At 34.0% G+C, this 19,783-nt stretch carries 20 protein-coding genes; 2 read left to right on the forward strand and 18 right to left on the reverse strand.

The window, feature by feature from the left end; translation table 11 throughout:
- Positions 1–10: 10 nt before the first annotated feature.
- From BLV68_RS01760 to yhfZ, 6 genes are all read right to left on the reverse strand, one after another.
- Complete coding sequence (locus BLV68_RS01760; protein WP_093750239.1) at positions 11–1,105, reverse strand: aminotransferase class V-fold PLP-dependent enzyme; 1,095 nt, start codon at positions 1,103–1,105, stop codon at positions 11–13.
- Between the two features lie 12 nt (positions 1,106–1,117).
- Positions 1,118–2,020 carry a phosphotriesterase family protein gene (locus BLV68_RS01765; RefSeq protein ID WP_093750241.1) on the reverse strand — a complete coding sequence of 301 codons (903 nt, stop codon included), beginning with the start codon at positions 2,018–2,020 and terminating at the stop codon, positions 1,118–1,120.
- Between the two features lie 144 nt (positions 2,021–2,164).
- Entirely contained in the window at positions 2,165–3,484 is a 1,320-nt protein-coding gene (locus BLV68_RS01770; RefSeq protein ID WP_093750243.1) for a YhfT family protein, read from the reverse strand.
- Between the two features lie 3 nt (positions 3,485–3,487).
- Entirely contained in the window at positions 3,488–3,856 is a 369-nt protein-coding gene (locus BLV68_RS01775; RefSeq protein ID WP_093750245.1) for a DUF2620 domain-containing protein, read from the reverse strand.
- Between the two features lie 110 nt (positions 3,857–3,966).
- Positions 3,967–4,332: a PRD domain-containing protein gene (locus BLV68_RS01780; RefSeq protein ID WP_093750247.1), complete on the reverse strand. Its 366-nt coding sequence runs from the start codon at positions 4,330–4,332 to the stop codon at positions 3,967–3,969.
- 60 nt (positions 4,333–4,392) lie between these two features.
- Positions 4,393–5,331: a GntR family transcriptional regulator YhfZ gene (gene yhfZ / locus BLV68_RS01785; protein WP_093750249.1), complete on the reverse strand. Its 939-nt coding sequence runs from the start codon at positions 5,329–5,331 to the stop codon at positions 4,393–4,395.
- Between the two features lie 911 nt (positions 5,332–6,242).
- On the opposite strand from yhfZ, the gene BLV68_RS01795 reads away from it, so the two are divergent.
- Together BLV68_RS01795 and fsa are read left to right on the forward strand one after the other, a co-directional pair.
- A complete protein-coding gene (locus tag BLV68_RS01795; protein WP_159428579.1) occupies positions 6,243–6,524 on the forward strand; it encodes a class II fructose-bisphosphate aldolase in 282 nt (93 codons plus the stop codon).
- Positions 6,525–6,543: 19 nt separating this feature from the next.
- Positions 6,544–7,215, forward strand: a complete 672-nt coding sequence (gene fsa / locus BLV68_RS01800) for a fructose-6-phosphate aldolase (protein WP_093750253.1) — start codon at positions 6,544–6,546, stop codon at positions 7,213–7,215.
- A 45-nt stretch (positions 7,216–7,260) separates the two neighbouring features.
- Here fsa and BLV68_RS01805 read toward each other — a convergent pair whose 3' ends face one another.
- From BLV68_RS01805 to yqeC, 12 genes are all read right to left on the reverse strand, one after another.
- Positions 7,261–8,988: a 5'-nucleotidase C-terminal domain-containing protein gene (locus tag BLV68_RS01805; RefSeq protein ID WP_093750255.1), complete on the reverse strand. Its 1,728-nt coding sequence runs from the start codon at positions 8,986–8,988 to the stop codon at positions 7,261–7,263.
- A gap of 77 nt (positions 8,989–9,065) precedes the next feature.
- Positions 9,066–9,908, reverse strand: a complete 843-nt coding sequence (locus BLV68_RS01810; RefSeq protein ID WP_093750257.1) for a transposase — start codon at positions 9,906–9,908, stop codon at positions 9,066–9,068.
- 247 nt (positions 9,909–10,155) lie between these two features.
- The gene (locus BLV68_RS01815) at positions 10,156–12,159 is read right to left on the reverse strand and encodes a 5'-nucleotidase C-terminal domain-containing protein (RefSeq protein WP_093750259.1); all 2,004 of its coding nucleotides are present in this window, start codon (positions 12,157–12,159) and stop codon (positions 10,156–10,158) included.
- Between the two features lie 228 nt (positions 12,160–12,387).
- Complete coding sequence (gene ftcD, locus BLV68_RS01820) at positions 12,388–13,314, reverse strand: glutamate formimidoyltransferase (RefSeq protein ID WP_093750261.1); 927 nt, start codon at positions 13,312–13,314, stop codon at positions 12,388–12,390.
- Positions 13,315–13,456: 142 nt separating this feature from the next.
- Complete coding sequence (locus tag BLV68_RS01825) at positions 13,457–14,581, reverse strand: ABC transporter substrate-binding protein (RefSeq protein ID WP_093750263.1); 1,125 nt, start codon at positions 14,579–14,581, stop codon at positions 13,457–13,459.
- Between the two features lie 13 nt (positions 14,582–14,594).
- Positions 14,595–15,368 (reverse strand): ABC transporter ATP-binding protein, encoded by a 774-nt coding sequence (locus tag BLV68_RS01830; protein ID WP_093750265.1) that lies wholly within the window; start codon positions 15,366–15,368, stop codon positions 14,595–14,597.
- Positions 15,369–15,372: 4 nt separating this feature from the next.
- Entirely contained in the window at positions 15,373–16,425 is a 1,053-nt protein-coding gene (locus BLV68_RS01835) for a FecCD family ABC transporter permease (RefSeq protein WP_234949800.1), read from the reverse strand.
- A 17-nt stretch (positions 16,426–16,442) separates the two neighbouring features.
- Positions 16,443–16,754, reverse strand: a complete 312-nt coding sequence (locus BLV68_RS01840; protein ID WP_234949801.1) for a winged helix-turn-helix domain-containing protein — start codon at positions 16,752–16,754, stop codon at positions 16,443–16,445.
- 29 nt (positions 16,755–16,783) lie between these two features.
- A complete protein-coding gene (locus tag BLV68_RS01845; RefSeq protein ID WP_093750269.1) occupies positions 16,784–17,602 on the reverse strand; it encodes an XdhC family protein in 819 nt (272 codons plus the stop codon).
- A gap of 1 nt (position 17,603) precedes the next feature.
- A complete protein-coding gene (yqeB, locus tag BLV68_RS01850; protein ID WP_093750271.1) occupies positions 17,604–18,401 on the reverse strand; it encodes a selenium-dependent molybdenum cofactor biosynthesis protein YqeB in 798 nt (265 codons plus the stop codon).
- 86 nt (positions 18,402–18,487) lie between these two features.
- Positions 18,488–19,057: a nucleotidyltransferase family protein gene (locus BLV68_RS01855; RefSeq protein ID WP_159428580.1), complete on the reverse strand. Its 570-nt coding sequence runs from the start codon at positions 19,055–19,057 to the stop codon at positions 18,488–18,490.
- A gap of 10 nt (positions 19,058–19,067) precedes the next feature.
- Entirely contained in the window at positions 19,068–19,781 is a 714-nt protein-coding gene (gene yqeC, locus BLV68_RS01860; RefSeq protein WP_093750275.1) for a selenium cofactor biosynthesis protein YqeC, read from the reverse strand.
- Positions 19,782–19,783 lie beyond the last annotated feature (2 nt).

Genomic DNA, 19,783 nt, shown 5'->3' on the forward strand with positions numbered 1-19,783 from the left:
TTTAACCACCTCATTTCAAGACTTTAGCTATAGCTTCGTCCAAAACTCTTATTATAGTTTCTGCTCCTGCTCTCATTGGATTTATTCTAATCATGTAATCTTCTAATTCAGGATTGGATTTTAAAAAGGTTCCTGACACCCTATAAAACATTCCTGTAATTTCATATCTGGACTCGGCTCCTACGGGGTAAGGAGCTCCTCCCAAAATATTGGTATATTCCAACACCTTCTTTGCTATCGGTTGCTCAAATTCTACAAGTATTACTCTTGATTGAGCATTAGCGATAAATGCAGATTTAATACCTCTTATTCTGCCTTCATTAATCTGCTTTACAACTTCATCTACCACTTCTTTTTGTATGGCTAGCATTACTGGTGCATATACCAAAGACCTTAATGCGTCCATGGCTTCAAAACCTTGTATCTGACTTCCCCCAGAATAATTCATCTTTCTAATCCTATCAATAGTTCCTTCATCACCAGCTATACACCCTATACCTTCTGGCCCCAATAGCTTAAATAATGAAAAGGCACTGGAATCTCCTCCGCTTTGTACTCCTATTTTTCTCGCTTTCATTACTACATAATTATCATCTACTAGGATGTATAATTCTTTATTTATTAACTTCAGCTTATCAATTACTTCTTGCAAATCATATCTATCGTCTATTTTTTGTCTTGAATGTTGGATAAGACAAAAGTCAACATCCTTAATTAGATCCTCGCCTATACAATCTATCCTATTAAAATCAACTGTAACAGGTTCTAATCCCATAGATTCTATAATTATCTTTGTTGTAGGATATGTCGGAGCATCATGAATTAATATCTTATCACCGGGTTTAACTCTAGCATTTATCACGTTCCTTATAGCACCAGTACCAGCACCTCTAACTAAAATACATGCTTCTGCATCAAAAAATTCTGCCAATACTTCTTCTACCTTTTTGGTATAAATAGGTCTACCAATACCTGGTACCACTCCATAATCCCCAGTACCTAAGAATTCATCTCCTCTAAAATGTCTATGGATAATATCTACTAATTTAAACTGAAACCCTTTTGCTTCCTCTATATTGATGGTTTCTATAGGATAAGTTTTCATTATAAGCCTCCTTTAAGGTATACTAAGTAATCTCTCTGGATTTTGGACTAAAAACTTATTAATTGTCTCTTCTTTAATTCCAGATTTAATTAATAAAGGTACAAATGTATCTATAAGGTAAGAATATCCAATTCCCTTATATTTTTTTAAGTGGGACTTTCTGGTTAAATCTAAGGATATAATAATCTGATTTTCATGTCCTCTAGCAACCAATTCCTTAATTAAGTTAATTCTATTTTCATCAGGTTGATAGTTAACTTTACCTATTGTATCAAATCCCAAATAACAGCCCTTATCTGCAACCCTTAGATGATATTCCAGATTATAATTCAAGTCCATGTGGCCTATTAATACTTTTTCTAAGTTAACTTTTTTTTCTTCAAGTATCTGTATTTGTTCTAACGCCATTGTTCCCAAAGTTGTATGAGTAAAAATTGGCTTTCCAGTATTTAAATGTACATCTCCTATAATGTCAAAAAGTCTTTTTTCCGCTGCATGAATCTCATTATAACTAGTTCCTACTTCCCCTAATACATGAGCCTTTATGCCAGTCCCATCTATACCTTCCTCAATATCTTTAATAAGCATTTGAATTAATTCTTTATCACTTAACTGATAAAAATATTCAGGGAAGAAAGGTTCTTTATAAAAGCCAGTACTTGCTATTATGTTTAAGCCTGTTTTTTCTGCTAATTCTACCATCGCCAAAACATCTCTACCCATACCACGATTCGTAACTTCAACTATTGAATCAATCCCCTTTTCCTTAATTTCTTTTAATTCCAGCATCACTTCATTTGTATCATCATAATTTGTATCAGGATCTTTCTTATGACCTGATAAATCTAGTTTAATATGTTCGTGTATATAAGTTTTGCCAAGCTTTTTCACTTCTCCCCTAACTGTATTAATCATTTTCTTACTCCTTATCTTTTAATATTATTTATATAACTCTGTTAATACTTTAAATGCCATTAAAATATTAACAGCCTTATATAAAACAATAGTTAGATAAAGTTAAGGGAGAAATTTCTCCCTTAACTTTAAAGGAGCTCTACCTTATCCAATGGGGAATAAGCCTAGTAGGTGGAGAATGTTTACTATTAAACCAATTGTTATGGCACCAAGTGGCCCAACCGCCATTGATGCAATAGGCTTGCTGGAAATTTGATTTAAGAAAAATAAACCAATTACCCAAATATACCCTATATTAGGAGCAATTGCATTGGCTGCTAACATACCACCAACGAGCAATGCAGTATCTAATACTTTGGACATTGCAGTACGCGCATTATCTCCTAATTCTTTCATCCCTGGGAACTTATCCATTCCAGCAGCTATGAATCCCAATAATAATATTTCTATTGCCATTATTAAAGCTCCAACGAAGAAAGAACCGACCAATCCCATAATTCCCATATTAATAAATAAGATTGCAGGAACATGAACAGCTTTAGTACCAGCAGGTGAATATACTCCTGAAATAATTGCAGTAGTCATCACTAAAGGAATGAAGCCTAAAGTTCTTCCTAATGCAACCATTGCTGCTTCAGCATATCTACCTTCTGCAGTAAGAGTTAAGGAAGCTGGTCCTTCAGCAATAAGAAATAAGGTTGTTGATAATGCAACAATTCCACCACTAATAGCTAAAATAACTATGTTTTTCTTAATTCTTTCAATATTTTTACCAAATACTGCAAAGGTACTTGCTGCCTCTCCGTCTGATTTTCTATTATGTCTTGCAGCAACAAAAACCATAGCAACAATTCCAAATAGTAATGCCATTCCATCGGCATTTAATACTACATCTACTGTTTTTATAGAAAAGTGTCCATATAAAGACGTAATTTGTTTTATTAGCATAATTAAAATTAATACAATTCCACCTTTTATTACTCCTGCTTGATACCCAACTGCAATAGCAGGAAATACAGAGAATGATACAATTATTAAACTTCCTACTGTGCTAAGATCGTTAGTAAAATCTATAGGCAATACCGAAAAAATATCCATGATTACTTGCATACCGAATAACAAAAGAATTCCAAATAATGCTCCAACAGATGTTGATATCCACTTGCCTTTTTCATTATCAGGAAAAGCAGTCCCTATAATATCACAAGCAAGCATAATAGTATGAACGATGATTATCTTTCCTGCAATCGATGTAGGTATACCAAAGCCAATCACTAAACCAAATGATAAAGCAAAACTTGTAGCAAATAATGTCTTTCGATCCATGATACCATCAAAATATTGAGGATATAAGGGACGTAAGCCATCATGAAATACAGCTATATTCTGGTTTGCCAAATAGGCACAAATACCACCCAAGGCTGCCATTACAATAATGGTGAGCAAATTTATTTCAAATAACATTTCCTATTCCTCCTTTTTCAATATTTCATCAATTAAAACAGGTATAACTTTCTCAGCGTCAGTGTTTACAAATCCAAAAGCTTTCTTTCCTTCTCGAACTGCCTTTCTCATTTCTTCTTCTGTTAAAATCTTTCCAGGTATGCTTACAGATACACAATTCTGCGCACCGATTAATCCGATGGCCATAGCTAAAGCCCCTCCTGCCCCTGTAGCACAAGAGCCAAAGTAATAATCTGCTTGTCCATTTTTTACATCAAGTACAGCTTCTATATCCCCTTTAGCACTAGCTTTTACTTTTCCTTTACCATGTTCTTCAATAAGCTTTCCTATTAATTGCTTATCCATTTGTCCACCAACAACAATATTCACCATTCTAACAACCTCCTTTATTTTCTATTAATATATTCATTAACTCATACATCCACAAACGATCACCTCTTCACTAAATTTATTTTGAATCTATAAATAATAAATTAAAAACCTTAATTTTGTAAATTATTTAAGTTACATAAATGGAGGGCTATATACCCAAATTCCGATTCAGGTATTTCTATATTAAACTTTTCCTCTAATTCATTAATTATTGAAGGCACTCTTGAGTAAATAGCAGAAGTTTTCACTTCTTCAAATAAAACATCTTCCATAGGTAAAATCTCTTCTCCTTTTTTAATCCTTGCTAAAGCCATTGCCATATGATTTACTAACATTGACCCATTTTTTTCAGTTATAGTAAATGATAATTCCTTTTTTATAATCTCTATGAATTCCTTAATAATTTGTATTATTTCCTCATCTATAGCTCCTGCATTTAATAACAAATCCAATCTCATCATCAATTGCTCATCCATTACTATCCCTCCTATAGCTGAGTTGATTATACAGTTTTTTGTATATTCAGTTTAAAAAAATTAGTACATGGGAATTATATTCCCCTTTAATACTTCTTCTTGAATCTCTTCTATATAATTCATATCTATATATTTTTTTATAATCTTTTTAAATTCCAAGTTCTCGTTGTTTATTACCATAGCTGCTGCAGTGTCCTTTTTATTCACCTCTAAACTCTTTTGATTTGTTAACTTTTTAATATTAAATTTTAAACCCTTTTCCCTTATTTCATCTTCATTCCATACTGCTGCATCTATTTCTTTATTCTTTAATTTTTCTACTATTTGATTATAGGAAGTTTCTATATACTTTACATTTTTCCCTTCACATTCATATTGGGTTAGCAAAAATTGGTCAGGTGAAGCTGGGTCTATTCCTATCCTCATACCATCTTCTATTCTATTAATATTATTATCCCTAAATATAATAATATGTTCCCCTACATAACTTCCTTCATTAAAAATATGCACTACATCAATATATTCGTATTTATCTTTTTCATGAAGAGCAGCTAACTTTGAAGTAATAGCAAAATCATATTTCCCCATATCTAATGCTTGTATCCTCTTTTCTGCTCCTCTCATAAAAGCTAAACTAAAAGGAATATTTGCCTTTTCAAAGGCTTTATATAATCCAGTTGCCAATCCTTCATACCTTTTTGAATATGGCAAGGGCATAACCCCCATCACTACTCCAAAGTCAGCAATACTCCATAATCTATTGAAATCCACGGATAATATAAAAGTCCCTAGATGCCCTCTACTCTCTAATCTTATGGCTCCCTCCGACTCCAGTAGTTTTATTGCAGATTGAACTGTACCTCTACCAGTGTTAAAAATCTCTGCATAATCTCTTATAGTTCTAATCCTATCCCCTACATCATAACTAATAAACTCTCTTGCTAAGAGCATGGCAACCTCACCATTTTTGGACATTAATTTTCTCTTAGAACTCTGCATCTACATCTTCCTCTTTCAATAATATTCATTGTACGGAATATTGTACATTAATTGTATCATATTTTGAAAATGTTTGCAACATTTTTGGTTGAGAATTATATTTTTATAAGTATTAGGGAAGAAAGAGAAGTTAAAAGCATACTTATCTAAGGACGGTAGAACAGTTGTTTTATACATCTTTGGTTCCTTTATATAAAATATTTAATACTAATGATATAGACCTTATTAATTTAAATAAGACTCCTTTAAACCTTCAACACAATGTTGTTTGTGCAAGTGAACTCCTCTATTGTAGCAATTTTTTAAAACAATTAGGCTTCAAAGAAATAGTTTTTAAACTGTACAAAAATTTTGGTATAACTTTAAAATTGTCTTATGGTAGCTTTCTAAAAGGAATGGTAAAAGAATGACTATTGATAAAGATAAGCTCATGACTAGATTTCACAATAAAATTGATAAAAAATCAATAAACCACCCTCTATCCCAGTGATTATCCAGATAAAGGGTGGTTTTTATCACTTGCTCACAATTATGACTTTGGCTAATACATAATAAATAAACAGAGAGTATCGCCATAGTTTTTTATTGGAGGTTAGTTATTGTGATCCCCTTTACTGTAATATGTCAACGGGGAGGGAACTATATGCGGCATACCCTCTGTCACAAGCATAATCGGTTTTAAATGGAATATGTTAAGAATTATTATTTAATTCTTTTTTAGTCTCAAGTCATTTTAACATAAGAGCTATCTTTATTCCAATTCAAAAAATCTATAGTATTGTACAGCATATAAATTCTGCTAATGCACAATATTGATCTCAAGGAGCTATTCTTTTATTTACATATTTGACCACGAATATATGTCCTTGCTATACCTCCTTCTAAGTATATCTTTAGGAGGAAAACCAAACATGGACATAGATAGATTTGAAAAAATAGCCAAAAAAGTTAGCATCCCATCAGTCTTACATGGTGGCTCAGGTACCAGTAAAAACAGCTTGAAAAAATGCATTAAGTTAGGCATAATTAAAATTAATATTTGGACAGATCTCATGGTTGCAGCAACAGAAGGCATAAAGGAATCTTTAAAAACTGCCGATAATTTTGGAGATATTAACCTAGTCGCCGAAGCGGCTATAAAAGAATGCCTTATTAAATACTATAAAATGTTTAACTGTTTAAGTAGAATATAACTAGAAAGGTGGTTCCATAATGCTTATATTCTTGGATACTGCAGATATTAATAGCATCAAAAAAGGAATAGAATATTACCCAATAGCAGGTGTTACAACAAATCCTACCATTATTGCAAAAGAAAATAGAGATTATCTAGATCTATTGAAAGATATTAGAAAGGTCATAGGAGAGGAGAAAATGTTCCATATTCAAGTTTTAGCTACTAAGGCTGAAAATATAATAAAAGAAGCCCATTTCATCAAAGATACCATTGGTGGGAATATCTATATAAAAATTCCAGTTATTAGAGAAGGAATAAAAGCAATTAAAATGCTGAAAGAGGAAAATTTCAAGATTACAGCAACTGCTATATTCACTCCACAACAAGCTCTAGTGGCAGCTTTAGCTGGAGCCAATTTTGTAGCACCGTATGTAAATAGATTGGATAACATCTCCGGTGATGGTGTTAAGGTAATTAGGCAAATCAAAAAATTGTTTGATACTTATAATTTAGATTCAAAAATATTAGCAGCTAGCTTCAAAAATGTGGAACAAGTGCATAAGTCAAGTCTTGAAGGAGCACATTCTGTTACCTTGCCGCTGGAAGTACTTGAAAACTTATTACATCACCCATTAACGGATTCTAGCGTTGAAGCCTTTATAAAGGACTGGAAAACAGCCTATAATCAAACTTATCTTATAGATTAAAATAATCCTGCTAAGGATTTAAGTCCTTAGCAGGATTTATATGCTTTATTGGGCTGGTATTAATATTTTCTGACCTGGGAATATTAGATGTGGATTTTTCAGCTTATTGTATTCAGCTAGTCTTTCCCAAGTTAATCCAAACTTTTTCGCTATCTTCCATAATACATCGCCTGGTTTTACCACATAAGTAGCTACTACCTCTGGTTTTTCAACTGGTGTTTCAGCAACTACTTCCTCTACAGTTGTAATCCTGCCTTCAGCTTGATAATCTATTACTCCTATTTTTTCAATATACTTAATTAAAGCCTCATCAAGACCTTCAAACTCTCCAACTATCGGAGCGTCTTCGAACATCGTATATCCATCTCCGCCAACTGCTAGAAAATCATTAGTCGCAAGGGTATAGGTTTTATTCAATTCTACAGGTTTTCCATCAATTAATAATTCCACTATTCTACTGCCAGCTTCTTTAGATGGATCTATCTTATAAGTCATTCCTGCCACATGAGGAAACTTTCCTGCTGGTTCAGGATAAGTATCTACACCATGCTCTAGGGCCTTAATAATATCTTCCCCTGTCAATTCTAGTACTACTATATAGTTACCAAATGGGAATACCTCAAGTATATTTCCTTTAGATATTTGGCCAGCTGGGATGGAAGCTCTAATTCCCCCTCCATTGGTAAGGGCTACATCTGCTCCTGTTATATCCAGCATAGCATCTGTTGCTAAATTGCCTAGATTTGATTCTCCTGCCCTTACTACTTCCCTTTCTCCTACTAAATCAACATTGCTTTGGCCAATTGTCACTGATAGTACCTGATTATTTTCCTCTTCTAACTCGGATATTTTATTAGATATCTCTTCATCCTCTTTTAAGGCTAAAGCATCTTCAAATGTCATTAGTTTAGCTTCTTTTTTGCTTATTTTGCCATCTGCAAGCTCAACATTTACTACCCCTATATTTTTAAGATATTCTCCCGTTTGAACTATAAGCGTATCTCCTATTACTTCTCCTTCTTCCAACATAGTATGGCTATGTCCATCTATGATAATATCTATCCCCTGGACCTTTTTGGCTATATCTGTAGTTTTAGGATTACTTTCCTCATCCATGCCTATGTGTGCCAATGCAATAACTAACTTTACATCTTCTTCCTTTAGTTTTTTAACCATTTCCTCTGCCACAGCTACTGGATCGTTAATATTAATTCCCTCAGTATTTTTAGGATTGGATTTAAATTTGGTTTCTTGGGTAGTCAAACCAAATATGCCTACTTTAATACCATCTATTTCTATAATAGTATATTCCTCTAAATCCCTAGTGCCATCTTCTCTAATAACATTTGCTGCCAGTATTGGAAAGTCAGCCATTCTATTTAATTCAATTAGTCTATCATATCCATAATTAAAATCATGATTTCCTGGTACCATTGCATCATAGCCCATCTGGTTCATAAGCTTTATTATGGACTCGCCATTAGATATAGTGGCAATAGGTAGTCCGTGAGTTGTATCTCCTGCATCTAACAATAATACATTTCCTTCTTTTCTCATTTCCTTAACTAGAGTGGCCAATTTTGCATATCCAATCAAGCTATCCTCGCTACCCACAACCCTGCTATGAACGTCATTAGTATGAATGATGGTAAGTTTTACTACATCCCCTTCCTCAGCAAAGGCTAGGTTATGTACTGGTCCAATTAATAAACCTAGTACCAATACTAAGGACAGGAAAAAGCTTAGTAATCCTTTGTTCCCAAATTTAAACACTAAAAATTCCCCCTTTTAAATTAATGTTCTATTTTCAAATACCCATTTAGTTGGGTATTATTAACAAATAACATAAGTCATATCCTCAATATTTTCCTCACAGAAGTTGATGAAATACCAATATTCTCCCCTATCTGCTTATAGGTATAGCCTTGGTCTTTTCCCAACTTAATATATTTTAGTTTGTATTTTGTAAGATACCTCTTCCTAGAACCAGATTTTATAAGATTATATTCAGTTTCCGTAGGGCAACAGTCTTTGAGTATTTTATCTAAAGTTTTTTTCCTCCATTCATAAGCCCCCTGCATCCTCCTTATAAAAGCCTTTGAGCCTATAATGGGTTTTTTCTCATAGAAATCCTCTAATACTTTATAATTAGTAATTTTTGAATCCATCAATTCTACATATTTTTCTATGGCAACCTTTCTGTCTAATGAAAAAGAGTCTAATAAGCTGTCAATATCCACCATATTCCCTATATTTAGCCTATAAAACACATCGCTGCTCCATTTGTATTCCTCCATATTACTGCATATATTTGCAATTACCGGTTTACTGTGTATGTATTTAATAATATTGGGAAGATAGCTCTCATCTTGAACTAATATGCTTTTATATCTTCTATAAAACACAGGTCCTATATTACTCCGCTTAGAATTATAGTATTTGGCATATTTAGTATTGATATTATGCATAATCCTACTTATAGGTATATTAAAGGTTCTCATCAGAAAATGACAGTGATTATCCATTAAAACATATGCAAATATCCTAAAATCATAAAGTTCTTTTGTCTCATTTAATAATTTTAGTAAATGGAACTTGTCCTCATCTTCCTTAAAGACAGCTACTCCATTACCCCCCGATTGGATTATGTGGTAAATAGCACCATAATATTGAATTCTAGGTTTTCTTCCCATAATATTCCCCCTGATTACCTTTTGCTACATATAATATTCTACAGAAATATTAAATTTCCTTCTTTTTGCTACCTTTTCATTTTTTCCCGGGAAATAAATAGGACTATATGTAAAACCATCTTAATTTCATGTCAGAAATAGATTTTTAAAATAGCCTACTGGCGCCCCTGTTTATTTAGCCCTAATTGGCATAGATATTAGTTGACAGTGCCAGTAGGCTATAGTAAGACCTATTAAATTATTATGCTTAATTTTGAGGAATAATTATCTTTTGTCCCGGAAATATTAAATGTGGATTTTTTAACTTATTAAATTCTGCCAATCTTTGCCATGTAGTATTAAACTTCTCAGCAATTTTCCATAATACATCCCCTGGTTTTACTACATATTCGTCATATTTACTAAATGTATATTCAGCCGTAGGTGCCTCCTTTACTACTATAGAATCCGTTACCGTTTCTTCTATTTCTATATCGGTTAATAATTCATCCGGTATTAATCCTTCTTCAATCAATTCATATACATTCAATGATTTCACATTAACTGTTCTTCCATCTTCCGATGTAGGAATCGCTATATTCCCTAAGTTAACTTGCTCGATTATATAATCCCTCAGTGGGTGGTCTAAATCGGCTCCTATAATTTCCCAGTTATTGTCTACATTTGGCTCTATAGTCCCTAATTCCCTTATATATTGGGCTATATAGGACCTTAAAGATATAGGATCAGAATCAAAATAAGGTTCATTGTTGATGATTCCCATGCTTTGAAGTCCGCTTAACCTATAATTATTTATGGCCAATTTGAAAACATCGTCATCCTTAACTGGCTTTCCTTTGAAAGTTAGGTCTACAATTCTTTCTCCTGCAGGCTTTGAAATGTCTATTTTATACTCTACCCCTTGGAACATATCGTAGTTATAGCCTCTAATATTTGGGTTAAAGCTTATAGTCACATCTCCAGGCTTATAGGTATTATAATAGGAGGCTGACCATTCCATATAATTTTTCAATTCCTTCCCTGTAACCTCTACTCCTACAAGGGTATTTGGATATTTATATATATCGAAAATACTGCTATAGGTTATATCTCCTTTGCTGATATTTGAAGAAGGTTGGAATAAGGCTGCTGCAGATATATCTGCCCCTGAATACTTAAGTTGCACATCGTTGATCAAGTCCATTACAGCAGTATCCCTAATTTGCCCTTCAGGAATCCCCTTTACTTCAGAAGCAGGATGAAAATCTTCTGTCGCTTGTCCTATTACTTCTTCTAAGAAATCTAAAGTGGCTTCATGATACTCCTTTGCATATTCTTTTAATTCTTCTGAAGCCTCATAGGCCGCTACATCTATTAATTCTACCTTTTTATCGATTATTGCCCAATTATCCCCTTCTTTTTCCAATATTAAATCAAATCTTATAACCTGTTTTCCAGCATCTCTAGCTCCGCCAACTACAGTATTACCTACCATTTCACTTACCGATATATGCGCATGACCAACTATAGCCACATCTATTTCTGGATTTTCTTCAATAGCAAGCCTTACCGAATCTGCATCTCCATATTCTGAATCTAGACCAGAGTGAGCTAGTACTACTAAAACATCAACTTTATCCTTCAATTCCCCTACATATTTTCTGGTTGCTACATTTATGGCCTCGAATTCTAGCTCTGTTACCTTTGGTCCATCCCATCTTGGAATATTTGGATTGGTCAAACCTATAATACCTATTTTAATACCAGCAACTTCCTTTATTATATAAGGCTCTGCAAAATTAGAACCATCTTTCCACCTTATATTAGCCCCTAAAATTGGAAACTCAGCCTCGTCTACTATCTTATGGATTAATTCAAGGCCAAAGTTAAACTCATGATTGCCTAAAGTCATAGCATCATAGCCCATAAAATTCATAACATCAATTACTGGATGAGACAGGTCTAAATTGTTATTGTACAAATCATCTGAAAGGATTGTTCCCTGTATGGTATCTCCATTGTCCAACAGTAAGGTATTAGGATTTTCCTCTCTGACCGCCTTAATTACAGAATAAACTTTTGTCATCCCTAGGTCATCAACTTCCTTCCCATCTTCATAAGACCAATTGTAGATATTGGCATGGAGATCCGTAGTCCCTAGGATGGTTAAATGAACCGTCTCATTCTCAGCCTTTACAGGTATATTAAATATACCTATAACTAATAAAAATGATAGAATCAGGCTAAACAGCCTTTTGCTTTTGGAATACACTTTATAACCCCCTTTTGAATTTTTAAGGTTAAATTATACTTTAACCTATTATACCCACCTTGAAACAAATTTTACTTACATATACATTATAACCATTTTATGTTCATTATTCATTATGATTATCAATAACTTTATTCCATAATAATAAAAGGTTGGCCTAAGGCCAACCTTTATAAAAATTTAGGTCAATCGGATTTACTCATGGCTGCTTAAAACAATCGGCCTAACTTACTTCATCAGATGATATTCTAATATTTGGTCCTTTCTCAACCCTTGTAGACCTAAATAATACTCTAAATTGTTTAGTAGATAGTCTAATTTAACAGGACCCACTATTTCCGAGCCTGTAACAGCAACCCCATATTTCTTTGCCTCTTGTTTTACCAATTCAAAGGCTCTATATAATGGAGTATTGGCACAATCGAACATATTCATAGAAACTACTACTCCATCCCTTTCAGGGAACTTAATGCCAACGGCTCTTACAGTAGAAAATCCACCACTAGGTCCTCTAACAGCTTTAGCTATCGCCTTTGCAATATTTAAATCTTCTGTTGCTAAAAATACGTTATATGCAGTCAGACCTTCCATATCAGCGCTTACTATGGTTGCACCAGCTTTTTCGCTTAATTTACCATCAACGGATAAATCTGGCTTTCTCTTTTCATAATCTGGATGGTTAGTATCCTCCAACAAGGCCTTTAATCCTTCATATTGTCCTTTTCTTATAAAGGAAATGCTCTTCTTATCTTCAGTTCTTGCATTTTGTCCTGAAAAGAATATAGGTACCTTATATTTCTCAAACAATTCCTTACCTATTTCTTCTGCTAATTGAACACATTCCTCTAGTGTAATGTTCCTTAATGGAAATATGGGGATAGTATCCTGTGCTCCAATTCTTGGATGGGTTCCTTCCTGTTCCCTCATATCTATTAATTCATAAGACTTGCCAGCCATAGCAATTAAAGCTTCCTTCAAAGGCTCAGGCTCTCCTATGGCAGTTACTACTGTTCTATTGAAATCGTATTCCGGCTCAACACTTACTAGTGTAACGCCTTCTCTATCTTTAAATACCGATACAATAGCTTCAATAATTTCCTCTCTTCTTCCTTCACTAAAGTTAGGCACTGCTAATATGTATTTCTTTTCACCCATAGGAATTCTCCTTTCTAATATAGTCTCGAACATAATAGCATAGTTTAATATATTTTTCATTGTAGATTTTCTATAAAAATTCACAGAAATGATAAATAGATAGGTTATCCATTAGTTTATGCTAATGAGAACCTATAATAGATTAATGTCTTGTTGAATTTTTGAGTAAATCTACCAACTCATCATCACTTAACTCATAATGGTAGAACTTGCTATAAAATTCCGTTACTACCTCCGATATATCATAATTGAATACCTCTGGATATATTAAATTGCCTAACCACCTTAACCCCAATATCCTGTTAACCGATGGAGGTCTGTCAAACCAGTTAAAGGGCCTATTTGGAATTTCGTATACTTCTTCATTTTCTACTGCTTTTATACTCTGCCATGTAGAATCTTCAAATATTCTTGAATAATAGCCTCCCCTTTCATCATCCCAAGATATAATTAGGTCTGGATTCCAGTTTAATAGCTGTTCTATGGACACTAAGGATTTTCCCGTATCAGCCCTTGCTTCTACTTCTGCTACATTTCTTCCCCCTACTAAGTCAATTATTGCAGCATGCCAGGAACCAGAAGGCTCTGTTTCTAATCCATCAGGACCTTGGGCATAATACACCCCTATTCTTTCATCATCGGAAATATCCTTAGCCAAATTCTGCACTTCTTCAATAGCTTTTCTACAGTAATCTGCCAACTCCTTGGCCCTTTCCTCTTCACCTATTATCTTTCCTAAAATCTCGTAAGCTTCATCTAACTTAAGCAAATCTGAATCCAATATTATTGTAGGCTTTCCTGTCTTTTGCTCCAATTCCTCTGCATCCGATAAAGATTTTTCTATTACCTCTTCCATTATTATTAAAACATCAGGGTCCAGTTTCAAAAGTTCTTCTATATTTACAGCATTCTTACCAGAACCACCTAAATTAGGCAGATTATGATATTTCTCTGGTATAAACTGTTTTTCTCCATCTCTTAAATCATAATTCCAGCCTATCATCTTGTCAGGGTTTAAAGTATATAAAAGAATGGTTCCTGTCGGCCTAGTAGCAAAGACTCTATTTGCTGGTTTGGGCAATGTAATAGTTCTGCCAGCCATATCTACTACTTCTATGGTTTCATCTACTTCCTCTGCAGTATTCACTTCTTCTACTTCATTTTCTTCTAGTGTATCTTCTACAGCAGTATCTCCTATACTGCAACCAACCAATATGGAAAATATAATTACTAGAATTAATGAAAAGGAAATAAATCTTTTAATCATATTACCTCTCCTTTCATATTACTGGTAAACACATTTTAATATTCTTATCCCTAGAATTTAATTCGATAACTTTTAACTCTACATCATATAGGTTCTGCAGGTCTTCCTTCTTCAAATTTACACCAGGTTTATCGACTACTACAACTTTTCCATCCTTTACTAATAGAGCCTTAGTTCCATATAAAAAAGTATGTTCTGGCAAATGAGTAGCCATTATAATGGTAATTCCTCTCTCTGCGCTTTGAATTAAATGCTTAATCATTACCATTTGATTCCCAAAATCTAAATTGTTGGTAGGTTCATCCATTACTATAATTTTCGATTGCTGGGCTAGTGCTTGAGCTATTTTTACCAACTGCCTTTCACCGCCACTTAATTGGGAATATATTTTATTCCTCAAATGGGATATTTTAAGGGTTTCCATAGCTTCTTCTGCAATTCTTTCATCTTCTTTAGAAGGAGATGAAGCAAATTTTAAATAGGAGGTTCTTCCCATTAGTATTATATCCTTAACCCGATATTGAAAAGTAGAATTAAAGGATTGGGGAATATAACTAATTACCTGAGCCCGCCTCCTCCAAGCCCAATCCAAAATGGAATTGCCATCTATTAGCACATCTCCTTTATGAGGTTTTAACAATCCTATTATAGTTTTTATCAAAGTAGACTTGCCTGAACCATTGGAACCCATTATACAGACTATATCTCCTGGTTTGGCAATAAAATTTACATTCTCTAAAACCCTTTCATTCCCGTAGCCACAGCTTAGATTCCTAACCTCCAACATATTATTAACTCCTTCCTCTGTTTAATAATAGGAGTATGAAAAAGGGTGCTCCTATTAACGATGTAAGTATGCCAAGGGGAATTTCTACCGTAGTAAGAGTTCTTGCAATATTATCTATTAACAGCAGATAGGAACTGCCTAATAAAATAGTGGTAGGAATCAATAACCTATAATCTGGTCCAACTAAAAATCTTCCTAAATGGGGAATTACCAGACCTATCCACCCAATTATGCCACTGACTGAAACTGCAGAAGCAGTCATTAGGGTAGAGCAAATTATTACTATAGCCCTAATCCTTCCAGTATCCAATCCTAAGCTTTTAGCCTCTTCTTCACTTAAGGAAATAATATTTAATTTCCACCTTAACAAATATAGTGGTATTATTCCTAATAGTATTGGAATAGAAATATTCTTTATATCCCTTTGCATTATTCCCGAAAGGCTTCCCATAAGCCAAAAGGTTATGGCAGGTAATTTATCTTCCGAATCTGCCATATACTTTACCAAGGATACAAGTGAATTAAATAGGGAACCTATTAATACTCCAATAATCACCAAGGTCATTAATTGATCGGCTTTAATACTTTGGCTAATAAGATATACTAAAACTACTGCCAATATGCCAAATATAAAAGCAGATAACTGAATACCGGTAGTATTAAAGGACAGAAATATGGCTAAAGCTGCTCCAAAAGCAGAACCTGCTGAAACTCCCAATATATCTGGGGAAACTAAAGGATTTTTAAACATTCCTTGGTAAACTGCCCCAGATAAAGAAAGAGCTGCTCCTACCAAAATAGCCCCTATAATCCTTGGTAGCCTTACTTGAAAGACTATAACCTCAATAGTATCAGACCAGGTTTTGTCGATAGGCAAGACCCTTGACAAAAATACCTTCAATAAGGTTATGATATCTACTGGATATCTGCCAACGACAAAGGATAGCAGAAAAATTCCTATAAAAAGCATTACAAACGGATAAATACTCAAATACTCCTTTTTTCTCTTTCTTAGAAAGTTCATAGCCCTCTCCTTACCCGTTATTCTTTCAGTCATATAACGCCTACAAAAAATTAGATGTTTCTAAAGAACTTTTCATAAATCTTTTCTACCGTTTCCTCTGCTTCTTTAGTAAAATCCTCATAGGCCTTTATTAAATCCTTAGCCTTATCGGTTAAACAAGAGCCTCCTCCATCGACTCCACCAGTTTCCCTGTTCAACAAATTATATCCCAATAGTTTTTCAGCCCTATTGATAATAGCCCAAGCTTTACTATAGGACATGTTTAACTCCTTACAAGCCTTATTTAAACTTCCTAACCTATCTACTGTTTTTAATAACATATAAGGTCCTCTACCAAAAACCTTTTCCCCCTCTATGGTCATCCAAAACCTGCTTTCCAATTTCAAGATTTTCACCTACTCTTATAAAGATAGGGAGCATCCTTGCCATATTTAACTGCCTGAATCTCTGCCATAATAGCTAAAGCTATTTCCTCCGGACTCTCTCCACCTAAATCTAAACCTATTGGAGTATAGACCTTTGATAGTTCTTCCTCAGTAAATCCCTTTTCCATTAAATTATTAAAACAGGTCTTAATTTTATTTAGGCTTCCTATCATCCCAATATATTTTGCATTACTTCTTACAACTGCCTCCAATACATCTTGGTCAAATTTATGACCATGAGTAGCAATTACTATATAGGTATTCTTATTAATGTCTAGATTATTTATATTATCCACTATGTCACCATGTATAAGATTTCCCACATTGGGGAATAACTCTTTAGTCAGCCTTTCCTTCCTAGAATCTAAAACGGTAATAGAGTAGCCTAGTATATGAGCTATTTTGCACAATTTTTCCGCTATATGCCCTGCACCAGCTACTATCAGTTCCTCTTGAGAAATATAAACCTTTATAAAGAGGCTCACCTTTCCACCACATATCATAGGTAGAACATTTCCATTTCGAGACGATCTGTCCAAATCATAATCGATTAAAGTGGATTTTTTATGTCTTATGCAATCTACAGCATCTCTTTTAGCCTTTTCCTCTAAAATACCTCCGCCAATAGTACCTTCTATCAAATTGCCTTCCTCATCTACCAACATGGTGCTTCCAACTCCCCTAGGAGTAGAACCTTCAGCCTTTACAACGGTTACAGTAGCAACTGATCTGTTTTTTTCTATGCATTTGTTTAGTCTTACTAAAATCTTCCTATCCTCTATCATACTAAGCCTCCCTTTTCAGTCGTATACATTCTAAGGCCTTTAATGTTCCATCTCCTATCACCTTAGCCTTATCGGATATGGAAAAAGCCAATTCCCTTCTGCACCTAGGGTCTATATCTCCAATTTTAAGCCCTTCCTCTACCATAATGCCTTCCTTTATCATACCTCTAAGGACACCATCAAACTTTGCTACTACCTCTTTATCTCCTACTTCACAAATAATTTCCCCTTTTCTTATCAAATCTCCTATATTGTGAAAAGGTTTTACTATACCAGAAGTTGGGGCCCTAAGAACTCTTTCCTCTGCATATCCCATTACAGGTGCAGGAATTCCTGTATTCTTTTCAGCTCTACCCTTAAAAATAACCTTTCCTAAATTAGCCCCCCTATTACTTTCTATTACACAATCAACATCTACTCCTGCTTCAAATCCAGGACCTACCCCTATAGTAATGGGAGCCATTCCTCTATAAGTACCAATATTTCTCTTAGCCATTATTGCATCTACTACTGCTAAGGGTTTAATTTTATCGATAAGTTCTCCATTAGCATCGACACAAACAGGTATATGTCCTATCTCCAATATCCTGTAGATATCCTTTAGGTACCCTGCTAAAACTCCCTTGATGCCTTCAACTTTTGTCTCCCCTTCATAAACTGCTTCACTAAAAGCTACAGATCTTCTTACAGTTAAGGGCTTGTCTATTTCCAATATAACAACCTTATAACTCGCATTATACAACTTGTAAGCAATACCCGATGCTAAGTCACCACCACCCCTGATGATTATGATATCCACTTTGTCACCTCCATGCCTGATTATAAATCATTATATCGCAACCTTTGTTTATAAACATTGTTTATTATTCACAAAAGTTCGAAAGTTTAAAATAGTTGTTTTGTAAAATCCTCTAATACATCTAAATCAAACCCTATCCTTTCATCTTCTATATAGACCTTTTTAACGGAAGCAATATTAGCTTTTATAATGTCTCTGCCTCCCTTATCTCCTTCAACCTTTAATAGTTCATCCCTATGTCGAGATGAAAAAATGGTGGGAGTGCCATTTCTACCATTATAACAGGGTATAATAATGGAGTATTCGCCTTTTTTATACTCCTCAATCAATCTATTGATTAGTTTACTATTTATAAAAGGCTGATCCCCTACTAAAAACATATAAGCTTGGCTATCTAAAGATGCTCTAATTCCCAATTTCATGCTTTCCGACTGTCCTAGATGGGCATTAGGGTTATATATGGTTTGAATATCATATTTTTCTCCAATCCTTCTAACTTCTTCTTTCCTATACACTAATATGACTCTGTCTAAGATGGATTGAGTACAGCTTCTAATAACCCTTTCCAACATTTTTACCCCATCTATTTCCATCAATAATTTGTCTTTTCCCATCCTTTTTGAAAATCCAGAAGCCATAATAATCCCGGTAATCATATCCATTCTCCTAATAGAATTTTTTTGTTTTAATATCTGAAACCAGTACACTGCCCTTAAATCCTTTTTCTAATAGCTTATTCCTGATTTCATTCCCTTTAAAGGAATAATACTGATTAGAAGCCTTATTTAACAGGAGGATTTTTTCCCCTCTAGCTTCCTTAAATAAACCCTCAGGATGGAATATAAGTTTTATAATAATGTCAGCATCTATTGTATCTGAATAATTAGAATTGGTAATTTCAATAAACTTCTCAGGTCTATGGACTATATGGTCTATCCTTTTCTCAAAAGAATCTAATCCAATTACTCCTATGGTTTTAGTTGTGCACTTTGGAATTACAGGTTCATAATCATTAGGAGCCTTAATGGGTTTTCCTTTAGAACCATCTGCTTCAATTAATATGAAATCGAATATATTTTTTTCAACAATTTCTTCAATTTCAATGGAAGAAGGGCCCTTTAACTTCCCTTCTTCTATCCTATTACCAAATATGGTGATGCTTCCTTCCTTTGGTGTAAAATATTCTAATTTGCCTAAAAAATAATAATCGTACTCTTCCTCCTTAGGACTGAATATGGCAGTAGTAGTGGTAACCAGCACCCTTTTGTTTAAATTCCTTAATTCATCAGCCAGTATAAAAAGGGTGGTAGTCTTTCCACCACCACCAACTATTGATATTACCTCTTCTTTCTTTAAGCCTAATTTTTTAAATAAATACATCA

The sequence above is a fragment of the Tepidimicrobium xylanilyticum genome (assembly GCF_900106765.1).
GTDB lineage: Bacteria > Bacillota > Clostridia > Tissierellales > Tepidimicrobiaceae > Tepidimicrobium > Tepidimicrobium xylanilyticum.

What these genes read in the sequence shown, in the direction of transcription:
- BLV68_RS01810 (WP_093750257.1), bottom strand. Translation starts at nt 9,908, where the DNA reads ATGGGAAGAAAACCTAGAATTCAATATTATGGTGCTATTTACCACATA.
- BLV68_RS01830 (WP_093750265.1), bottom strand. Translation starts at nt 15,368, where the DNA reads ATGTTGGAGGTTAGGAATCTAAGCTGTGGCTACGGGAATGAAAGGGTT.
- BLV68_RS01760 (WP_093750239.1), bottom strand. Translation starts at nt 1,105, where the DNA reads ATGAAAACTTATCCTATAGAAACCATCAATATAGAGGAAGCAAAAGGG.
- BLV68_RS01765 (WP_093750241.1), bottom strand. Translation starts at nt 2,020, where the DNA reads ATGATTAATACAGTTAGGGGAGAAGTGAAAAAGCTTGGCAAAACTTAT.
- BLV68_RS01775 (WP_093750245.1), bottom strand. Translation starts at nt 3,856, where the DNA reads ATGGTGAATATTGTTGTTGGTGGACAAATGGATAAGCAATTAATAGGA.
- BLV68_RS01855 (WP_159428580.1), bottom strand. Translation starts at nt 19,057, where the DNA reads ATGATTACCGGGATTATTATGGCTTCTGGATTTTCAAAAAGGATGGGA.
- BLV68_RS01845 (WP_093750269.1), bottom strand. Translation starts at nt 17,602, where the DNA reads ATGATAGAGGATAGGAAGATTTTAGTAAGACTAAACAAATGCATAGAA.
- BLV68_RS01840 (WP_234949801.1), bottom strand. Translation starts at nt 16,754, where the DNA reads ATGACCATAGAGGGGGAAAAGGTTTTTGGTAGAGGACCTTATATGTTA.
- BLV68_RS01770 (WP_093750243.1), bottom strand. Translation starts at nt 3,484, where the DNA reads ATGTTATTTGAAATAAATTTGCTCACCATTATTGTAATGGCAGCCTTG.
- BLV68_RS01835 (WP_234949800.1), bottom strand. Translation starts at nt 16,425, where the DNA reads ATGACTGAAAGAATAACGGGTAAGGAGAGGGCTATGAACTTTCTAAGA.
- BLV68_RS01780 (WP_093750247.1), bottom strand. Translation starts at nt 4,332, where the DNA reads ATGGATGAGCAATTGATGATGAGATTGGATTTGTTATTAAATGCAGGA.
- yhfZ (WP_093750249.1), bottom strand. Translation starts at nt 5,331, where the DNA reads ATGCAGAGTTCTAAGAGAAAATTAATGTCCAAAAATGGTGAGGTTGCC.
- fsa (WP_093750253.1), top strand. Translation starts at nt 6,544, where the DNA reads ATGCTTATATTCTTGGATACTGCAGATATTAATAGCATCAAAAAAGGA.
- ftcD (WP_093750261.1), bottom strand. Translation starts at nt 13,314, where the DNA reads ATGGGTGAAAAGAAATACATATTAGCAGTGCCTAACTTTAGTGAAGGA.
- yqeC (WP_093750275.1), bottom strand. Translation starts at nt 19,781, where the DNA reads ATGTATTTATTTAAAAAATTAGGCTTAAAGAAAGAAGAGGTAATATCA.
- BLV68_RS01795 (WP_159428579.1), top strand. Translation starts at nt 6,243, where the DNA reads ATGGACATAGATAGATTTGAAAAAATAGCCAAAAAAGTTAGCATCCCA.
- BLV68_RS01825 (WP_093750263.1), bottom strand. Translation starts at nt 14,581, where the DNA reads ATGATTAAAAGATTTATTTCCTTTTCATTAATTCTAGTAATTATATTT.